16 protein-coding genes are annotated in these 18,753 nt (G+C 71.6%); 2 read left to right on the top strand and 14 right to left on the bottom strand.

Features of this window, described 5'->3' with window-relative positions; translation table 11 throughout:
* Positions 1-213 precede the first annotated feature (213 nt).
* The 6 genes from VN520_RS32400 to VN520_RS32375 all read right to left on the bottom strand — a co-directional run bounded on the left by VN520_RS32400 (position 214) and on the right by VN520_RS32375 (position 6,861).
* Entirely contained in the window at positions 214-1,407 is a 1,194-nt protein-coding gene (locus VN520_RS32400; protein ID WP_325750505.1) for a hypothetical protein, read from the bottom strand.
* A 107-nt stretch (positions 1,408-1,514) separates the two neighbouring features.
* Positions 1,515-1,823: a replication initiation protein, RepL2 gene (locus tag VN520_RS32395; protein WP_325750504.1), complete on the bottom strand. Its 309-nt coding sequence runs from the start codon at positions 1,821-1,823 to the stop codon at positions 1,515-1,517.
* Positions 1,820-2,293 (bottom strand): MarR family transcriptional regulator, encoded by a 474-nt coding sequence (locus VN520_RS32390; protein ID WP_325750503.1) that lies wholly within the window; start codon positions 2,291-2,293, stop codon positions 1,820-1,822. Before VN520_RS32390 ends, VN520_RS32395 begins: the two co-directional genes overlap by 4 nt.
* 823 nt (positions 2,294-3,116) lie before the next feature.
* On the bottom strand, positions 3,117-3,641 hold the full coding sequence (locus tag VN520_RS32385) for a hypothetical protein (RefSeq protein ID WP_325750502.1): 525 nt from the start codon (positions 3,639-3,641) through the stop codon (positions 3,117-3,119).
* A gap of 300 nt (positions 3,642-3,941) precedes the next feature.
* Positions 3,942-5,696 (bottom strand): immunity 49 family protein, encoded by a 1,755-nt coding sequence (locus VN520_RS32380; RefSeq protein ID WP_414720023.1) that lies wholly within the window; start codon positions 5,694-5,696, stop codon positions 3,942-3,944.
* Between the two features lie 127 nt (positions 5,697-5,823).
* Entirely contained in the window at positions 5,824-6,861 is a 1,038-nt protein-coding gene (locus tag VN520_RS32375) for a competence protein CoiA family protein (protein WP_325750501.1), read from the bottom strand.
* 191 nt (positions 6,862-7,052) lie between these two features.
* Here VN520_RS32375 and VN520_RS32370 point away from each other — a divergent pair, with 191 nt between their 5' ends.
* On the top strand, positions 7,053-8,033 hold the full coding sequence (locus tag VN520_RS32370) for a hypothetical protein (RefSeq protein ID WP_325750500.1): 981 nt from the start codon (positions 7,053-7,055) through the stop codon (positions 8,031-8,033).
* 42 nt (positions 8,034-8,075) lie between these two features.
* On the opposite strand, the gene trpA is transcribed toward VN520_RS32370, so the two are convergent.
* The 8 genes from trpA to VN520_RS32330 form a co-directional block, all read right to left on the bottom strand.
* The gene (gene trpA, locus VN520_RS32365) at positions 8,076-8,903 is read right to left on the bottom strand and encodes a tryptophan synthase subunit alpha (RefSeq protein WP_325750499.1); all 828 of its coding nucleotides are present in this window, start codon (positions 8,901-8,903) and stop codon (positions 8,076-8,078) included.
* A complete protein-coding gene (locus tag VN520_RS32360) occupies positions 8,903-10,171 on the bottom strand; it encodes an ATP-grasp domain-containing protein (RefSeq protein ID WP_325750498.1) in 1,269 nt (422 codons plus the stop codon). The genes trpA and VN520_RS32360 overlap by 1 nt, the downstream gene beginning before the upstream one ends.
* Before the next feature lie 16 nt (positions 10,172-10,187).
* Positions 10,188-11,264, bottom strand: a complete 1,077-nt coding sequence (locus VN520_RS32355) for a GNAT family N-acetyltransferase (protein ID WP_325750497.1) — start codon at positions 11,262-11,264, stop codon at positions 10,188-10,190.
* Between the two features lie 271 nt (positions 11,265-11,535).
* On the bottom strand, positions 11,536-12,300 hold the full coding sequence (locus VN520_RS32350) for a glycosyltransferase family A protein (protein WP_325750496.1): 765 nt from the start codon (positions 12,298-12,300) through the stop codon (positions 11,536-11,538).
* Positions 12,301-12,307: 7 nt separating this feature from the next.
* Positions 12,308-12,703 (bottom strand): hypothetical protein, encoded by a 396-nt coding sequence (locus VN520_RS32345; RefSeq protein WP_325750495.1) that lies wholly within the window; start codon positions 12,701-12,703, stop codon positions 12,308-12,310.
* On the bottom strand, positions 12,687-13,955 hold the full coding sequence (locus VN520_RS32340) for a PTS transporter subunit EIIC (RefSeq protein ID WP_325750494.1): 1,269 nt from the start codon (positions 13,953-13,955) through the stop codon (positions 12,687-12,689). The genes VN520_RS32345 and VN520_RS32340 overlap by 17 nt, the downstream gene beginning before the upstream one ends.
* Positions 13,956-14,014: 59 nt before the next feature.
* The gene (locus VN520_RS32335; protein ID WP_325750493.1) at positions 14,015-14,971 is read right to left on the bottom strand and encodes a hypothetical protein; all 957 of its coding nucleotides are present in this window, start codon (positions 14,969-14,971) and stop codon (positions 14,015-14,017) included.
* Positions 14,972-14,986: 15 nt separating this feature from the next.
* A complete protein-coding gene (locus tag VN520_RS32330; protein WP_325750492.1) occupies positions 14,987-16,009 on the bottom strand; it encodes a hypothetical protein in 1,023 nt (340 codons plus the stop codon).
* A gap of 409 nt (positions 16,010-16,418) precedes the next feature.
* Between VN520_RS32330 and VN520_RS32325 the strand changes: the two genes are divergently transcribed.
* The coding region (locus VN520_RS32325) for a hypothetical protein (RefSeq protein WP_325750491.1) at positions 16,419-18,753 on the top strand (2,335 nt) is incomplete at its 3' end.

Raw genomic sequence — 18,753 nt, 5'->3', positions numbered from 1 at the left:
GTCTGCGGGCCACCCGCAGCCGTTCCTGCATCTCGGACCGCACGGCTTCGGGAGTGTGATGGATCACGAGGGCTTTCCTTCAGGTCCGGCGGAGTGCTGCCGGACAACGCTGGTGGTGGCTGCCTTCGGTCACGCGACGTCGCGGGCGGCAGTCGGCCGATCTGCCGGCGGTGGAGCGCCGGAGGGGGCCTCCGCGCTCCACCGGCCGGAGCGTCAGAGTGCGGGGGTCTGGCCGTCGGGCGCGGGGGCGTCGGTGAATCCCTGGACCAGTTCGGCCATCGGCACCTCGACGGCTCCGGCCGGGGCGGTGGTGGGTTCGGCCTTGGCTACCCGCAGTACGAGGGCGAGCTTGGTGACCTTCGCGTTCTGCGTGAGCTTGGCGAGATCCAGAGATATTTCGCTCAGCTTGCCGTTCTTCAGGGCGAAGTCGGCGGTCACCTTCTGGTCCGGCACCTTCTTGAGGTCGTTGTCGCTGGGCAGTGTGGCGCCCGGCGGGAGGTCCTTGGTGAACGGGCGGACTTCCTTCAGGAGTTCGCTGAGCAGCGTCCGCACGGAGGCCGTGGCGGTGATGTGGTCGGCACCGTCCTTCTCGCCCGCGTTCTTCAGTTCGACCTGGCGGGTGATGACGCCTCGCAGCGCCTTGCTGAGCTTGCTCTGGGTGTCGGCGTCCGGCGTGGCCTGCGGCGTCTGAGGGCCGGTGACGCCGCTGTTGAGGTCCTTCGCGGGGACCTTGATCCATTTGCCGTTGAGGAGGTGCTTGAACGCGGTCGCGCTCTGGGGCAGGTCCTCGGCGGCGGGAAGGGGGTTGTCGGTCTGCGCGGCCAGCGCGCTCGCGTTGGCGTGCAGGTAGGCGTAGTCGCCGACGATCCGGTACTCGATCAGGTCGGCGTCCGTACTGCTGACCTTCACCGTCATCCCGGTGATGTCCTTCTCACCGGACTCGTCCAGGGGCTTCTTGGACTGCACGGAGAGAGAGATCCTGGCGTCGGCGAGCAGCTTGGCAACCTGGTCGGGCATCTCGTCGCCGCGCGCGGCTCCCTTGTCCAGGGCCTTGAGCGTCGTGGCGTCGGCGTCCAGGTCCAGCTCGAAGGAAGCCGAGTGCTCCTGGCCGAGCTTGTCGAAGGCCCGGTCGAGTTTCTGGCCGGCGGACAGGTTCTCCGCCGTGCCGCATGCGACGGCACCCGTCAGGACCGCGGTGGCGACGGCGGTGGCGGTCAGGGTCTTGCGTATGGCGGAAATGACGGTCTCCTCGTGGCTGGGCCCGGCGCCGGTCATGGACAGGGGCCTTCCGGCCAGGTCCACGTTGCACGGTGCCGCGCGGCCGCAGCCAGCGAGTTCGAGCGTCGAGGCGTGATCTTCCCACCAGGCGGGCAGCCAGATGAGCGGCTTCCCGCCTGACAGGCGCATCCGGTCCGCCCGTCCCGATCCTGCTGAGGGGACGGACGGTTCGAGGTGGCGGCTTCTTCAGTCGCTTCCGTCGCTGCCAGCCCTGTCGGGCGGGCAGCCGGATCGGGTCAGGCCGAGCGCAGCGGGATGACGGTGCGTTCGCCGGTGGCCTTCTCCCCCAGGCGGAAGATGGGGCTGTTGGAGATCCGGTCGACTTCTTCGAGCCAGCCTTCCTTGGCAAGTTGGCCTCGCACCCGGCTGAACAGGGTCGGTGTCATCCCGAGCTCACCGGCCAAGCTGGTGGCGGTCTGTTTGACGGCGCCGGTGAACTCCTTGGGCATGACGGCGTAGAGCTGCATGATCAGCCGCTGATTGGGCTTGAGCCCCTTGGTGCGCCGCAGGACTTCGCGCGCTACCGGGTCACCGTTGGTCGTCACTGGTCCCCCTTTACGAACCTGGGCCGCTGCAGTTCCCGAAGCCCGGGAATGTCCGGCGGGTTGTAGGCCCGGATCGCCTCGCGCTGCTCCACTGAGGTCAGCTGGCTCGCGAAATACGGGCTGACCTTGTAGAACCGCTGGCGGCCGAACTTATCCGCGAAGAAGAGGAGCCGCCGGCTGACCAGCTTGCGGACGATGCGGCCCAGGGCGTCCGGCGATGTCCCCGTCCGTTGGCCGATGTGCGCGGTGGTCTTCATGACCGGCTCCCCCGGGCAGGGCGTGGCGCCGACGAACCACATGAAGATGCGGAACTCGCGGTCGGTCAACCCTCCCTCCTCTTTGGGGACGGCTGCCAGCGCTTCCAGGCGTTCGTTGTCGATCGTGCTGTAGCCGCCGATGTAGCCGAAGCGCGTATGCGGTTCCCGGCCGTGGGCACCGCTCTCCCCCGGTTGCTGCGCAGAGCGCGCCATACCGTCTCTCCGGTCTTCGGGCTACATGAACTATGAGTACATGCACACCCTAGCCCGAGCCAGGATCCCTGAACTCCCGCGACATGTACTCATGGTTCATTCCTACCGTTCTGGGGAGCCGGATATCCAGACTCCAGGAGCGGCATAACGCGGTTCCGAAAGCGGCATATCCGATCTTGGGAGCGGCATCGTCCAGCGAAAACTGCAGGTCAAGCCAGGTGAGGGCGTGTCCCTCTCTCCTTGCTGTACAGGAGCTGCAGAGCCAGGGGCGCTGATCCGTCAATCCGTTCAGCATTTCCATCGCGCGCCCGGTGCGTCGTGCGTGTCGGACCCAACCCCGCTGTCCCCGGCCTGTGATGCTCAGCCGACGAACGCCAGCCCCTGCGGCGCCACAGGGGCGTGGCGGCGTACGGAGGTACGGAGCCGGGCGGCCGGCCACGGCCGAACGGCGGCCCTCGCCCCGGTATCAGCCACGCCTCCATGTCTTTGTCCGTCACGGTCCGCGCCACCCGGGACGCAGCTCCGCTGGTGCTGTCCACGGCCCGCACGTGAGCACGGCGCCGCACGCGAAGCCTGCTCAGCCACCCCGCCCCGGCTCACGAGCGCCAGCCCCGGCAAGACGCGCGGGGACGAGCGTCAGCACAGGCTGTCCGACCGGCATGGAGGGACAGCCGCACGCCGGACAGACTGGTCCGCGAACGCAGTCACAGCGGGGGGTGGACCTTTCCCTTCAAGCAGCTAAGGCCCCCCTGCGGCCGTAGCGTGGCGCTCCCGGCTCCAACTGCGCCGGGTCCGCGCTGACGCGGCCGCAGCTGGGCTTGAGCTACGCCTCATCCGCCCTATTGTCGACGGCGCTCGGCATGCCCAGCTCGGCGAGGAGTCTGGCGCGCTCTTCGGCAGTCCGCATCGGGCCCGTGTGCGGCTGTTCCCTCCACGACGGCGGAGAGCCAGCACCCTCGGGCTGCGCGTATACCTCGGCGAGCTTCGCCTCAAGTTCGGCCTGCGGGTGGGGGGCGCCGGCCATCGGGTCGTCGGTGTTGTAGTCGGCCGGGATCTGCTTGACGATGACGGTCGTCTCGTAAGGCTCGTCAACCCAGTCGCCATGCGAATACCAGCCACCCGCGAGGAGTGCGGCGAGGGCCTCGGCCTTCGCCTCGTCGCGGTCGCCTCCGGACGGAACGTCGAGGGTTTCCTCCAACTCGAGGTCCGCGGTGACGTCGACTTCCCAGTAGCCCTCGCAGGCCGGGGCCGGGTCACTCTCGCCGACTCGTTCGTCGGCCTGAACAGTGAGATACATCTGGGGGCCCTCGACCCAGGTCAGATGGGCGCGGTGCTGGACGTCGGCCATGGTGATGGTTCCCTTTCGCGGCGGTACGGGGCGTAGTACGCACCCGCGCACGCGGGAGAATTCAGCTCCCGGACCGTGAGGTGAGGGGGCCGAAGGGCTACAGCAGCCGAAATACCGTGCAGGCGAGGCTGTTTCGCTGCTCGCCCCGGGCCGCGAGGCCGTCCCGAGGCGCATCCCCTGAATCAGGGGTGTCAGCGGAAGGCGGCGCCTCGGCCTTCCACGACACAAACGCTAGCAGCCCCAGGAGCGGACGTTCAGGCAACTTCGAAGGCTCCCCGGGGCCGGAGCTTGGGGCGCACCCTAGAAGGGTTCAGCCGCCCGCAGGAGGTACTGCGGCAGGTAAGGGGACTCCACGCGGACAGCCCAGCCGCGGCGGCGGGCGTGGCAGACCAGCGCGAGGACGTCGAGGTTGACGGAGACCCCGGGATCGTCGGAGCGGTCAGCGACCTCGTAGTACGCGCGGTGGGCTTCGAGCGCGTCGGCCAAGGCCAGGTTGAAGCTCTCCTCGTCGCCCTCCACCAGCTGCGAGAGCAGCACGGTCGGCGGCATCGCGAAGCCCCAGTCCTTGGCCTGCTCGTGCTTCTGCAGCGCCCGCTCCGCGGCGGCCTCGGGATCGGTGCCCTTCAGGTAGGCGTGGATGGCCTCGCGGTACTCGGAGAACGCGGAGCCATCCGGGCGGGCGAAGGTGGGGCCCGTGAGGACCAGAGGGGCGAGGTCCTCCCGTGCGCCGGTGATCAGGGCGAAGGCGGTGGCCGTCTGCCAGCGCCCGGCAGCGGCATCCTCGCCGCGCTTCGCCTGGTAGCGCAGCGTGCGGCCGTCGACGTTCACCTCGACCTCGGTGCCCGGCTCCGCCATGGCGATACGGAACAGCGCCGCCCCCGCGCGCGAGGCCAGCCGAAGGGTGGCGATCTGGGCGGCCTCGGTGTCGCCGGGATTCCCCGCCCGCCACTGGAAGAGACGCTCCTGATCATCCATCACGCTGCCGAGGCGCCAGACGGCGAGGGGCTCCCCGTCCGCGGGGGCGAACGCCTCCCGCAGGTCCTCCTCGTACATGGCCTCGACCCGCGGGATCCCCTCGCGCTCACAGACCGGCCGCTCCACCACCAGCGGACCGGCGGCGAGCGCGGCGACCGCGTCCGGCCGCCGGTTACACCCAAGCCCTCCGACCCGGGGACCCTGGGTCTCGAAGCCGGTGACCAGCGCGTGCGGGAGGTAGTCGGTTTGAACGGCGGGTGCCCAGCCCAGCGTCCGGTACGCGATCGCGGCCAGGGCGAGGGGCACGAGCGGGAGCAGGCTGCTCGGGGAGGCCGCCTGCCCGTGCAAGGCGCTGTGGCGGACCAAGACCTCGGCCAGCGCGGCGTCAAAGCCCTCCCGGTCCTCGGCGGCCAGCGCCCGCAGCGCCCTCAGCGCCAGGCCGTCCGGCCGGTCCAGGAGGGGCTCGCCCGTCTCCGCCGCACGGGTACGGACCCGGTCCAGAGCCGCGTCGACGGCAGCCAGCTTGGCCTGCGCACTCGGCGGGTACTCCCCGTCGCCGGCGTCGTCCAGGGCCACGGCCGTCAACCCCGTGGCGAGCTCGCAGACGGGCGTGCCCTCTACTTTCTCGGCGAACTTCTGCCGGGCGAAGGTGAACTCCTCGCCGTGCCACTTGGCCGTGTCCCTGAGGACCGACAGGCAGAGCGCGTCGATCCACTCCCAGGGCGTCACGCTCTCCTCGGGTGCGTCATCACCCGGGTCGTAGCTCATGCCGAAGTTCACGTACTCCAGGAAGACGTTGAAGCTGCAGTGCGGGTGGTACGCCGCGTAAGCGACGGCGCCGGCCGCGGCCTCGGAGGCGTCCTTGAGGGCGGCCCTGGCCTCCAAGGTGTCGAGATCGGGCGTCTCGACGGACAAGGCGCCCAGGTACTCGAGGAACTCGTCGGCGATCGACTGCCACTCGTAGGGGGCCATCCGGCCGCCCCGCGACATGGACCGCACCTGGCCCCCGATGCGGTTGGTGAAGTCCTCGCGCGCTGCCGACACGGCAGCCTCGCCCACCTGGTGACGCTCTATTCGCACTTCCCCGCTCCTTGATCGATCTCTGCCACAGCCTAGGTGTGGGATCTGACAGGCCGGCGAAGCGCTGTGTCTGGGCCCGGGCCGCCCCGCGCCGCCCCCTGGGAGCCCTCGGGCCAGGGGCGGGGTGTCAGCACAGAAGGTGGCGGCCGTAGGGGACGAGGTTGGGGTGGAGAGGCTTGTCGCAGACCTCGCAGTGCGGCTTGGGTGGCTTGAGTGTCGGAGCTGTGGTTGCTGGGGGCCGAGGACGGCGCTGCACGGACCGGCCGGGAAGGCGTGGTGCCTGACGGTCGGACCGGCCTTGGCGAGCGAAGCGCTCCAGCGCAGCGCGGCCTGCTTCGTTGGCACGCTGGCGAGCGAGTTCCCCGATCTTGCGGTGAGCCTCGCGCAGCTGCTCCTGGACCGCCTGGGGCAGCGAGGCGCCGCGCCGATCAAGACCAAGGTCTTGCAGTGAGAAGCTCGTCTTCTCCGTGGCGTCCAGCGCGCAGGGCGGATGGTGCGGGGCGAAGACCGCGAAGCCGGGGAGGCGCCACCACTGGTAGGGGCGTACGTGGGGCCGGGCGACCAGCGTGGTGACCTGAGGGGCGGAGGGGTCGAGGAACCACACGGGCAGCCCTTCGGCGAGAACCGCATGCGGCACCTGGAGGCCGGGCCGCCAGAACCAGACGTCGTGGATGTTCTGGGCTGCGTAGTCGCGATGCCGGGCCTGGAACTGACCGTCCGTGAGCAATTCCTTCTGTACTTCCAGGGCTACGCGGCTGCCGTCGGTGAGAGTGACCAGCACGTCGGCGCGACGTTCACGCCGGGGCGTCCACTGCTCGATCTGGACAGCCTCAACGCCGGGCACGTCGTGGGCCCACCGTGCCAGGACGTGCTTGGAGTTCAGGTGCCACACGCTCTCGGGGTGGTGTCCCGCGAGAGGGGCCTGACCGGGCGGGTGAGCGAAGTGCATGCGGACCTGTCCACCGAGGCGGCCCCGGACCACGAGCGGGATCCGGGTGCCCTGAGGAGCGTCGATGCCGCGGAAGCAGTAGCAGCAGATGAGGGTGGAGTCGCCGTACGGATAGCCGCGGGTGCGCCAGTAGTGCGCCGGCTGCTCTGAGACGTGGACCTCGCGGCCGGTGTGCAGGTCGAAGCCGACCACCAGCAGATCCGTGTTGCCGTCCACCCGCCCTCCCCCATGGGATGCACCTGACATCCCTGCCGAGCATGAAAGGCGCGTGCACGCCGCCGCCGTGGCCTCCCGTCCCACGGTCGGATATCTGCCGGCCTTCCTGCCCGGCGGGCCGTCCCGGCCTGCCACGCCCGGGCGGCGGGCAGCGCGCGGGCGGCCGCGCTCTCCCGTGGCAGCGTGCCCGCATGTCCGAAGATCTCCAGGCCCGCGAAGAGGAGCTTGTCCGGCTCTTAGCGGCCACCCGCCGTGCGGTGGCCGACGGAGCTGGGCAAAAAGAAGTCCAGGCGTTGCGCAACGAGTCCGAGCGAGCCTTCAACCAGTGGAGGATCGAGACGTCCCTCGCACTGCACCGGACTGTCGAGCAACCCGCCCCCCGCACCGAGCGAGCCATCGAGTCCGGCGGTCAGGCACCGCGCACCGTGCGGGAGAAGGTATATGCCGCGCTGCTCATTCTCGGTACACCGGCCAGCTCCACCCTTCTCTCCCAGGCCTACGGGGCGTTCCATGATGACGATCTGGCCGTGGGCAGCATGCGGTCGCTGCGCGAGGGCGAGCGCAATTCGCACCAGGTCTCGCAGCGGCCCTACTTCGTGTGTCCCGTGCTGACCAGCGACCTGCAGGCGGCGAAGGGGTACTACGCCTTGAGTACCTGGCCGTTGGAGCAGCGGATCATGACCCCCCACAGCGCACAGCTGTGGCAGCTGCAGGCAGTGGCGAACGTCGCGGCCACGGTGCAGTCGGACCTCGATTCAGGTCAGGGTGTCTCGCAGCCCGCGCTGCAGTTTCTCCACACGATGGCGGCCGCGGCCGGGCTGTACAGCGGCAGACCGGAGACGCTTGAGGCCCAGGCACACCGGCGCATGGCCCCCCTGCGTGCCGACCACCGGGCCTACAGCACCGAGGTGGCGGGGCGCGCGCAGGCGCTGCCCGAAGCGGGTCAGCTCTTCGGGAAGGGGGCGGTGCGTCTGAACCATGCCCAGACCGCAGCACTGTGGGGGCTGACCCGCGAATCGGCTGAGCGTGTGAAGGCGATGGACGCCGACCGGCCGGCCCCGGCCGCCGCAGCGTCTCCGGTGGCCGGACCGCTTATCCCGGAACAGGCATCCGTGCGGCACAACGCTGCTCCTTCCCCTCAGCAGGGACGAGCGGGCGCTGTCACGCGGTGACCGACGGCCTGCGGGGACGGCGGCCGCGCGTAGGGGCGCCGGTCAGGCCGCGGCCACGGCCGGAAGGCGCAGAGCCTGTCGGAGTTCACCCGCCAGTTGGGCGGCTGCGGCAATGCCCGCACGTCCCGGGTTGTCCCGTACGGCCCGGATGAACGCGGAGCCCACGATGGCCGCGTCCGCGAACTGTCGGAGACGGGCGGCTTGCTCAGGCCGTGAGACACCGATTCCGGCACCAACCGGCAGGCTGGTCAGTGTCCGTAGCCGATGGACGAAGGACGGCAGTGACGCGCTCAGGGAGCCAGTTGTGCCGGTGACTCCGGAAGTGGCCGGGGCGTAGAGCATGCCGCCTGCGGCCGCCGCGATGCGACGTAGCCGCTCGTCACTGGCCGTTGGCGCGACGACGAAGACCGTGTGCAGTCCGACCCGGCGTGCTTCGGCGAGCCAGGGGGCGGCCTCGTCGATGTTCAGATCGGGCAGGATCACTCCCGCCGCGCCGGCCGCGGCGAGTTCCTCCGCCGCACGCCGCAGCCCATAGCGATACAGGGGCTGGTAGTAGCCCATCACCAACACGTGCGTGATGGGCGCGAGGGAGCGGACGGTCTCCATGAGGTGGCGGACGGTGAACCCGGCGGCCAGCGCCTGGGCTCCGGCCTCCTGGATGACGGGACCGTCCATCATCGGATCGGTGTAAGGCCAACCCACCTCCACGACGTCTGACGCGAGGGCGAGTTGGTGCAGGAGGTCCAGGCTGGTGGCACGGTCGGGGTACCCGGCCGGAAGGTAGGCGCCCAGCAGCGGGCCGCGAGCGCGGAAGGCGGCGTCGAGCGCCAGTGCCGCGCGGCCGGGGGCGTGCGGCGGGTGGACGGGCATCAGGCGGCGGCCCGGCCGTCTGCCTCGCCGATGGTGGCGTGGACGGTGGAGAGCGCCCGGTCCAGGTATCGGCGACACAGAGCCGGCGTGTCGGCGGTCACCACCAGGTGCGCCAGGCGTGCGGTGTCACCGTCGGCCGGGGCGGCGAGGCTGACTCCGGGCTGTTGCTCGAGCACGGCCCGATCGCACCAGGTGCGGGTGGGCAGAGTGCGGTCCACGGTCAATGACCCCAGCTCTCCGGCGGTGTGGGGGTAGCGGAAGCCGATCGCGGCCGCGCGCAGATGGCCGGGGCGCAGGTCGGGCACGAGCCCCATGGCCAGGTCGGCGGCGGCGGCCACCAGGTCGATGCCCGTGGCGAGACGGACCAGGTGCGGGATCAGGTCGTCGGCCAGGCATGGCGTGACGGTGGTGACCTTCGGCCCGGAGGCGGTCAGCCGTACCGTGACGTGGGAGACGCCGTGGGTGATGCCGAGCGCCTCAAGAGCCTCGACCGCGGTCGCCTCGGCTGCGTCGGTGACCGGGGAGCGCAGGGCGGGCGCGACGAGCCGGTCGGTGACCTCGAAGGCCTCGCCCCGCTGGGTGTGAGTGACGGCGGCCACGACATGGCGGCCGGGGACGGAGACCACTTCGACGCCGACCTCGGGGCCGTGGTGGTACTCCTCGGCGAGCAGGCCCGCGCTCTCGGTGCCGTGGCGGGCGGCCGCCCGCGCGGTGAACGCGTAGGCATCATCGAGCTGTTCGTGCCCGCCCACCCGGATCGCGCCCGCGCGGCCGTTGCCGCTTCCCGCGATGGCGGGCTTGAGGACGAGGGGGTAGCCGAGGTGCTCTGCGGCGATCCGGAGCTGGCCGATCTCGCCGACCGGGACCCAGCGGGCCGAGGCCACTCCGTGGGCGTCGAGCACGGCGTGGGCCGCCGCCTGGTGGCGGCTGGCGCGTACGGCCGCCGGATCCAGTCCTGCGGTTCCGAGCAGCTGGGCTATGGCCGCGGCGGGGGCGGTGGCAGCCGGGTTCCAGGTGAGCACTCCCCCGATGTCGTGGGCGGCCGCCAGGCTGCTGGCGGCGGCGTTCAGCGCGGCGGTGTCTCCGAGGTCGCTCACCTGGTGGTCGGTCAGGAAGGGTTGTTGCCAGGTGGGGACGGTGTCGTCGATGAGGAGGATGCGGTAGCGGGCGGCCAGGGACTTGAGCGCATCCTGCCGGTAGTGCCTCTCCCCCGTGCCGATCAGGAGCAGGGCCGGGGCGCCCTCGGGGGTGGCCTCGTGTGCGGTCATGTGCACTTCCTCGGGGTCAGGGGCGGCCGAAGGCGTCGAGCGCGGTGTTCAGTTCCCGCAGGCTGCTGATGACCCGGGGGTGGAGGGTGGTGAGGTAGACGGCCGTGGTCAGCGGGACGGGGGTGAAGCCCATCCGGCGCTTGAACTGGTAGTGGCCGCGTCCGGCGTCCAGGACGCGGGCGCCGGTGGCGGCGGCGTGGCGGATGCTCTCGGCCAGCAGCCATCCCAGGGTGTGGTCCCCGCGTCGGCCGTGCGCGACGGTCTCGGCCCACAGGTAGAGCGTGGTGCCGTGGCGGAATCCCAGGAAGGCGCCGGCGAGGGTGCCGTCGGCTTCCTCGGCCAGCAGGGCGAGGGCGCCGGGGATGCGGGGCAGGGCGGTGAGCATCGCCAGGCTGTACAGGGTGGGGCGGCTCTGCCTTCGGGTCTCGTCCTGGTGCAGGGCGTGGATGGCGGGCAGGACCGGTGGGAGCGCGGCACCGGTCACCGTGCGCAGGACCAGTCCGGCATCGGTGCCGCGGCTGTGCTGCCGCTGGAGTTCGGCGCGGGCCTGGCTGGTGGGGATGCGGGCGGTGAACTCCGCGAGACCGGCGCCGATCGGGGTGCGGTGGGCGTAGAAGAGGCGTGCCTGGGCGTCGGGGGGCCGGATCCGTGTCCACTGCTCCAGCTCGACGGGTGCCAGGTTGGGCACCAGAAGGGCCTGGGCGTCGCATTCCTGGGCGAGTTGGCGGCCTCGGTCCACGGCCTCGGCCAGGACCAGGGCGGAGGCCCCGGGCAGTCCGCCGTACTGGCTGTAGAGGCTGGGCGCGTACACCACGGGGCCGGAGAACACGGGGGTGCGGCGGTGGGTGTCGCTCTCCAGGGCCTTCCACAGCGGGCTGTTGTCGGAGAGCTGGTAGGAGAGCCGGTGGGTGCGCTGGCCGTCAGAGAGCAGCAAGTGCCGGTGCGCCAGCACTGATTCGACCTGTGGGCTCTGCCAGGCCGCTGCCCACTGCCGGCTGTGGAAGGGGGTGACGGCGGGCCGGTCCTCGGGCAACGAGGCGATGGTGCGATGCCAACGGGCGCGGACGAGGGAGGACGGCGAGGCGACGGTCATCAGAGCTCTCTCGGGCGATGGGCGTGGGGCGGGTGGGCCGGAGGAGGTGCCCGCCTCCTCCGTCCACCCGCCAGTGCGCCTCGCGTCAGGTCGGGGCGCGCAGCCAGTCTGAGGAGCGGGCCCGGGCCGGGGCGAGGCATCTGGCCGAGGGGGGCTCTCTGCTCCCGCCTGGCGGTGGACTTGTTGGCCTTGGTCCCGTCAGGCGGGAGGCACGGGACCGCTCGGCGCCCTCATCCGGCTCCGCCTCAGCAGCGGCGAGCTCGCGGGGAGCTTACGAAACCCCGGCTCTCACCAACCGGTGGTCCTCCAGATGGGCGCGCAGCTGCCGACCGCTCTGCCAGGCGAACTGCCGTGCCGCTCCCTCCAATCGATCATGGTGCGGGGAGCGAGTCATCTGCTCTCCGTGCTGGCGGTAGTGGTACGTCACCACCGGCAGCAGTGCGCCGGCGCTGAGCGCGGTCAGCGCGTAGACGTAGATGAAGTCCTCGCCCTGCGGCAGACCGCCGTGTCCGCAGGCAGCCTGCACGAGCTCACGGCGGGCGATCATCTGGGTCTGCCCGAGCGGGATGGTGTCCTGAGGGGTCGGCCAGTACGTCCACACCGCGCCGGCTTCGTGGATGCCGGGCGGTGTGGGGCATCGCCAAACACGGGTCGCCCCGTCGGGGAAAAGATCGGCCGACCAACCTGCCACCCAGCCCAGGTCGTGTTCGAGGGCGTAGTCGTGGCGCACCGCGAAGGCCTCTGCGGTGAAGGCGTCGTCATCGTCGGCGTACTGGACCCAGTCGCCTTCGGCCAGGTTGAGCGCGAGGTTTCTGGCGCCGGCGGCACCGACCTTGGGCAGCTCCAGGATCTTCACCCGCCGGTCCCTGGCCAGGGAGCGGGGCACCCGGTCTGGATCTGCTCCGTCGAGCGCCAGGACAAGCTCCCACTCGACCGTCTGGACGTCGAGGCTCGCGTGGAAGAGCTCCAGGTAGGGCAGCCGGTTGGGCAGCAGGCGGGTGGGGGTGATGACGCTGATCTGTGGGGTGCGGGACACGGCGGGGTCAGCTCCAGGTCAGAGGGCGGGATGAGGTGAGGACGATGGTCTTCAGGGGCGGCAGGGGCGCGCCGGGGCGGGTGGACCAGTCGCCGATGAGGGCCGAGGGCCGCAGCGCGATCACTCTCAGGTGGGCGGGGAGCTGGTCGGCGAAGGCGGCGAGCTGCTCCTCGGTGATGTCCGGCGGGCAGTCGAGGGACGCGGCGGCCAGCCGGTGCGGTGCCACGTCCTCGTCGGCGGCTGGGCCGCACCAGCGCAGCGAGAGCGTCTCGCCCGCCCCGCGGGTGCGGCGCGGCAGCCCGGGGCCGGGGGCGTGCCAGCCGCCGGGGGCGAGCACGAGGACCGGGAAGATCGCGCCGAGCCCGTAGTGGGCGGCCTGGACCGGCCTATGCAGGAGTGGCATGGGGAGCTGGTTCTTTCGGGTCGGGGGTCAAGGGGCTGCGGCCGGGCGTGGCCAGATCGAATCGGGTGATCGCGAAGCGGAAGAGGGCGTAGTAGACGACGGCGTAGACGGCGCCCACGACCAGCAGCAGGACGGGCCGGGTGGAGATGGACCAGTTGAGGCCAAGGTCGAGCAGACCAGCGGAGAACAGGAATCCGGCGTGCACGCCAAGGAAGTTGGTGATGGCCAGACTCAGGCCGGTCAGGATCGCGTGGGCGAGGTAGAGCCGCACTGCGGTGAACGCGAAGCTCAGCTCCAACGGCTCGGTGATCCCGAAGGCTGCCGACAGCAGCGCGCCGGACAACAGCAGCGAGGCGGTCGCTTTGCGGTCACGGGGAGTCGAGTGCCACATCGCCAGTGCGGCGGCGGGCAGCCCGAAGATCGCGACGGGGAAGAAGCCCGACATGAACAGGCCCGCCTGTGGGTCGTGGGCCGTGAAGAAGCACGGGATGTCGCCGGTGACCCCTCCCTGACACCGGCCGGCGACGTACCAGACCAGGGTGTTGGGGATGTGGTGCAGGCCCAACGGCAGAAGTGCGCGGTTGACGAACCCGAACAGGCCCCCGCCCAGCACGCTGTTGGCGGATATCGCCTCGGCGAAGCCGGTCAGGCCACGGTCCACCCAGGGGTAGACGAGGCCGAGCAGAGCCCCGCCGGTCAGGGCCGCGACGAGGAGGACTGCGTACCCGGCGAAGGCCGGGAGGCGGCGTCGGTCGACCGCCCACCTCCACACGGCAACGGCCAGCAGTCCGGCGAGGATGCCGGTCAGTGCGCCGTAGGGCCAGCGGGCGGGGGCCATGCTCGCTGCGGCCGGGCCGTCCAGCGGATGCCACACCAGTACGGTGCGCGCGATCACCAGGTAGCTGATGATGGCGGCGAGGACCGGGCCCGCGGCTTCGGAGGCGGACCGGCCGCGGGCGGTGCCCAATGCGATGCCGGCGGCGAACAGCAATGGCAGGAAGTCCATGACCGCGCCGCCCGCCGCCGAGAGCATGACCGCCACCCGGTGCCAGGAGTCGAAACGGCCGAGCAGGTCGTCCTGGCCCAGGCGCAGCAATAGACCGGCTGCGGGCATGGCGGCGATCGGCAGGGCCAGCCCCTGGCCCATGCGGCGCAGCCGCCCGCCCCCGGAGGGGTCCTCGGTGTCCGTGCCCGCCGAGCGCGGTGGCGTCCTTCTGTCCGGGGACTGGCTTGGTGCGGTCGCGGTCGGCACGCCCGGAGGCTCCTTCGCAGGCAGGGGGAACAGGCGGGAGGGGAGGGGGCGCTGGCGGGTCACAGGATGAGGAGCTGGGCGGCCTTGGGGGCGGTGCGCCGGAGGGTGAAGTACTCCTCGGGCGAGCCGACCAGCACCGGGACGGTGCTCAGCGCGCTGTTCCAGTCGATCTTGCTGGGTAGCGGGCGCACCACGGCGGTGACCTCGGGCAGCGTGCGGCCGGGCGGGCGGCGGCTGGGGGTGACCACGAGACCGCCGGCCATCCAGTCAGCGCTCGCCGTCTCGATGTGGCAGACCACGCCGGTGTGCTGGTGGCCCCAGCGGCGGGCGGCCTCCAGCAGCCGTCCCAGAGGGGCGGCGGTCCGCCCGTCCGGGCGCGGGGTGTAGGGGGTCGAGGCGCGGGCGGCCTCGGTGAGGGCACCGTCGGTGGCAGCCAGTGTCCGCAGGTGCTCTGCTTCGGCGCGCACGTCCTGGCCGCGAGCCCAGCCGGTGAAGCGGTGGCCCGGCAGTTCGGCCTGGACGGTGGTGTGGACCAGGCGGCCGGTCAGCAGGTCCGCCAGCAGGGCGGGCACGGGGACCGGTTCGGGCGGCGCCCAGGTGCAGTGAACGACGTGGTCCCAGTCCGGTCCGCAGGGGCATGCCTGCCGCGTCAGTGTCTGCACGGCGGCGGGCGCGGTCCACGGGGCGCCCGGGTGAGTTGGGGGCGCAACGCGTACTGCGGGCACCATCGTCAGCCACGGTGGATCCTGCGCGTCAGGGGTGAACCACACGATGTTCAGACCGCGTTGGTGCGCGTGCGCGGTCCGCTCGCGGATCTCCTGGCCGCGGGCCGCGAGCGGGGGGATCTGCAAGACGGTGCGGCGCCCGTTCGAGGATGTCACCAGGACGTCGGCGGCCCAGTTCATCCCGGGCAGGGGAACATCGGGCTCGGCTCGATGCCCGGTGTCGCGAGCGGCGTCGGCAAGGGAGTCGGCCAGAGTGCGGTGAAGGTGCGTGAGGGCGGCGGGGGCAGTCATCGAAATCATCTCCGGTCAATGGGCGCCGGTGACGGTGTAGCCGAAGCCCAGGACCTGGGCGCTGCCTTGGGCGGGCAGGTAGGCGGCGGCCTGGCCGTGGAACTCGTCGGTGATGACGGGACCCGCCTTGGCGCCGAAGAGGGCTTCCACCGGGCTGGGGTCGACCTGCAGGCCCGGGCGGGTCACCATCACCTCCATTGTGTGCGCGAGCGGCACCAGGGTGAGTACGCCCTCACGGGTCTTGAGCGCGTAGATGGCGTGGGAGGTCTTGGCGGGGAAGAACTTCTTGGCTCCGCCCTTGGGCCCCACTTCCTTGTCCCGCTCGGTGTAGATCTTCAGGGCGGCCTCGGCGGACTCGGTGGTGCGGTCCAGGCCGGTGCTCTTGTCCCGGCCGCCGGTGGCGTACAGGTCCTCGAAGGCGGCCGTGACGTCGACGGGTGCCAGCGGTCCGCTCTTGGCCGCCGGGTCGGCGAGGAGGGCCAGCACGTCGGGGCTGGTCTGCGGAAGGGGCGGCTCGGTGTCCAGGCCGTGGACGGAGGCCGTCAGCTTGAAGCCCGCGCCATCGGGGCTGTCGAAGACCACCAGCGACGGCTCCTTGCTGATCTTCCCGCCGTGGTCGGCGTAGGCGCACATCAGGAACCAACTGGCCTTGCCCTGCTCGGGGATGAAGTAGGTGCGCTGGGCGTAGGTCCAGGCGTCGGCGTACTCCTTCTTCTCCTTCTCGCTGTAGATGGGCCACTGCTTGAAGTCGGCCCGGCTCTGCTCGTAGGTCGCGCCGTCCTCCACCGTGCAGAGTTGGGCGGCGTCCTGCTTGGCGTTGGCGGCGTTGTTGACCTGCTGGTAGCGGTCGAGCTGGTCTGCCTGCTGGACCGTGAGCAGCGGCTTGGCCTGGGTGGGTGACGGGGCGGGCGTGGTGGTTCGCGAGGGCTGGGGCGCGGAGGAATCGGTACTGCAGCCGCCCAGGACCAGGACGAGCCCGGTTGCGGCAGCCGCCGTCCCGATGTGCAGACGTCGGGTGGGAGAAGGGCGCGCTGGCATGATCGGGGCTCCTTGGTCCATGTTCTGGAAGCGGCTCGCTCCACCCTGATCACGCACGTTCGGCCCGCGACAATGCCCGCTGGCCAGGCGCTTTGCACGCTCCCGCCCTGCGGAAGGAAACCCCTGCACGGGGCCCGCGGGGCGGGCCCGCTGTCGTCCGTGTCCCACGGCCCTGCCGTTCCTCGGCGGCCCGGCGGCTCGTGCGCCCCCGAGAATCAGCCCGGTCGTGAAGAGGCCGGCCACAGGATCGGTGGTGGGCGGGCGCACCGTGGCACACCGTGGGGTGGGACGGAAAAAGCGATGGTGTTGCGTGGGGCGGGAGCAGTGCACAAAGTTCGCACGCGGCGCCCCTGCCTGCGCTCTGGCGCGGGCACGCTGTGCCCTTCGAGCAGCAGCTGGAGGAGGCGCAATGGCGGACGATCCCATTTACTTCGTGATCACCACCGGTCCGGGCGGGGAGAGTACGGAGTACGTCAGCCAGCGCCCCCTGGACGCTGCCCTGCACGTCCTGCGGGCCGATCGGCGGGGAGAGGCCTTCCAGGTCTTCACGGTCGACGAGCGGGGAGCGCGCACGGCGTCGCTGGCCGAACTCGCCGCTCCCGCGCCCTCCTCCGGCTTCGTGGCCGACATGTGGCGCAACGCCCAGGCGTCCTGGCTGCGCTACCACCTGGACCTTCCGAACGCTCTCAAGTCGCCCTGGGGGCCTGACGCCCAGGGGGCTGCGGCCCAGTGGGCGGCGGTCTTCCGCGCTCCGCTCCCGGACGGCATCGAGGAACACCCGGAACTCGCTGATCTCTCCGGACCCGACCGGGAGCGCCTGCGCTCACGGGTGGACGAGTTGCTGCCGCTGCTGGAGCACGAGAACCAGTGGCGTTCCCCGGGGCGCGCCTCCCGGCAGGAGTGGGCAGCCCGGGACTACCAGCAGGCGTGGCGGCAGCTGAACGAGGCCGCCAGGCAGGCACCCGCTCTGAGGAGCACGGCGGACTTCTTCCTCGGTATGGCCCTGGACCGGGATACGCGGGCGGGCCGCGTCGCCGGCTTCCTGGGCACGGATCACCCCGGCCTCGAACAGTGGGCACGGGTCGCCTACCTGTCCACCCCCGAGCAGGTCGCCGAGGCGGACCGGCTATACGCCCGCTTCACCCCGGACGCCGATCCGCTGACCGAGGAGGAACAGGCCTGGGCGGAGCACTGGCCGCGCGAGCGGCAGCGCACCCGCTCAGCCGACTACCTGCCGGACGCCGAGGAGGCCCAGCGGGAGTACTGGCAGAACAGCCAGACCTACTGGACGGCCGCCGAGGAGCAGGAGAGCGCCCAGTACGCGGCCTTCGCGTTCCTCGCCGAGCACCATGAGGAGATCACCACCCGGGCCCCGGCAGGTGCGGGCGAGGGTGTGGTGGCCCAGGCCCGCCGCCTGCTGCGGGCGGCGTTCCCCAGCGAACAGCAGGCTCGCCGGGACGTGACCCTCCAGCTCGGCGCGCTCGATGCGCTGCTCGACGTGCCGGAGGCGCCCGATCAGACCTACGAGCTGGGCCAGCACGGGCAGGTGTGGATGGCGCTGGGCCGGGTTGAGGAAGCGTTGCGGGCCCTGACCTGGAACCAGACGGAGCCCGACCCGGAGCCCGGGACGGCCCCGGCCCCGGAGCCGCCGCTGCTGCGCGTCGGGCCCGACGGTGGCCCGTACGCGGTGACCGCCGATCCGCGGAAGGCCCTGTCGGCCTGGACGCAGCGGCACCGGCCCGGGCCGGACACCCTGTTCCCCGCGAACCCGGCCCGGATCGAAGAGAGCACGGCGGGCGGCCGGTGGCGGGAGCGCACCCCACGCAGCCTGGTCGAACAGGTCCGCAGCACCGCATCGGGACCTGATGAGCACTGGGAGGTGGACCGGGAGCTGGCGTTGTGGCTGCTGGCCGACGAACCCGAGGGGCTGCACCCGGAGGAGATGGGCGCGCGCTGGAGCAGGTACTTGGGCGAGGTGCCGCCGCGGGGCCCGGTCCTGGCCTGGGTGCTCCGGCTTTCCGGGGCGGATGCGAGCGCGGATGTACTGGCCCGGATCCAGCAGGGCGCCGCCGAGGAGCGGGCCATGATCGACTGGGCGCTCGACTTCACCCGCCAGCGGCGGGCCGTCTACCGGCCTGAGGGCGAGCGGGAGGAGGCGGCCGCGCTGGCGGCGATGGACGACGCCGAGCTCGAGGCGTCCTATCCCGGGCAGACAGGCGACGAGTTGGGGGCGCGGCCCGTACCCCCGCCGCGGGCCACCATCCTGGCCTCAGCGACGATCGGTGACACCCGCTATGCGCACGCGGAGTTCACCCGGCCGCCCCGGCGCGCGGTCATCGTCTACTCCGACGACGGATTCCCCTCCCCCTACCCGCTCGCCAGCAGCCGCCTCACCGACACGGACGTGCTGTTCGCGGAGCTGACCTCGCCCGCCGGCCGGGCACTGGCGGCGGCCGAGGGAACCGGGACCGCGCAGCGGGCGGCGCTGGAGGCCGCCGGGCGGGCATGGGAGGTGGCACGGCGGTCCGAGGAGCGCGCCGATCGTCAGCTGGAGCTGTATGAGCTGGTCGAGCAGGCGCGAACCGGTGAGCTGGGCCCGGCCGTGTACGCGCAGCGGGCCGTCCAGGTGTGGGATGAGCTGTTCCCGCTGCTGGAGGGGCGCGGCCCGCTTGAGGCGGGCGGCCTGCGCCGGTGGTACTCGGTTCGGGTCGCCGGTGACGACACCGCGTCGACGTTGACGGCGG

It is taken from the genome of Streptomyces sp. (genome assembly GCF_035563135.1).
Taxonomy (GTDB): domain Bacteria; phylum Actinomycetota; class Actinomycetes; order Streptomycetales; family Streptomycetaceae; genus Streptomyces.
Note: the sequence above shows the minus strand (reverse complement) of the source record. Positions and strands in the feature narration are given on the sequence as shown.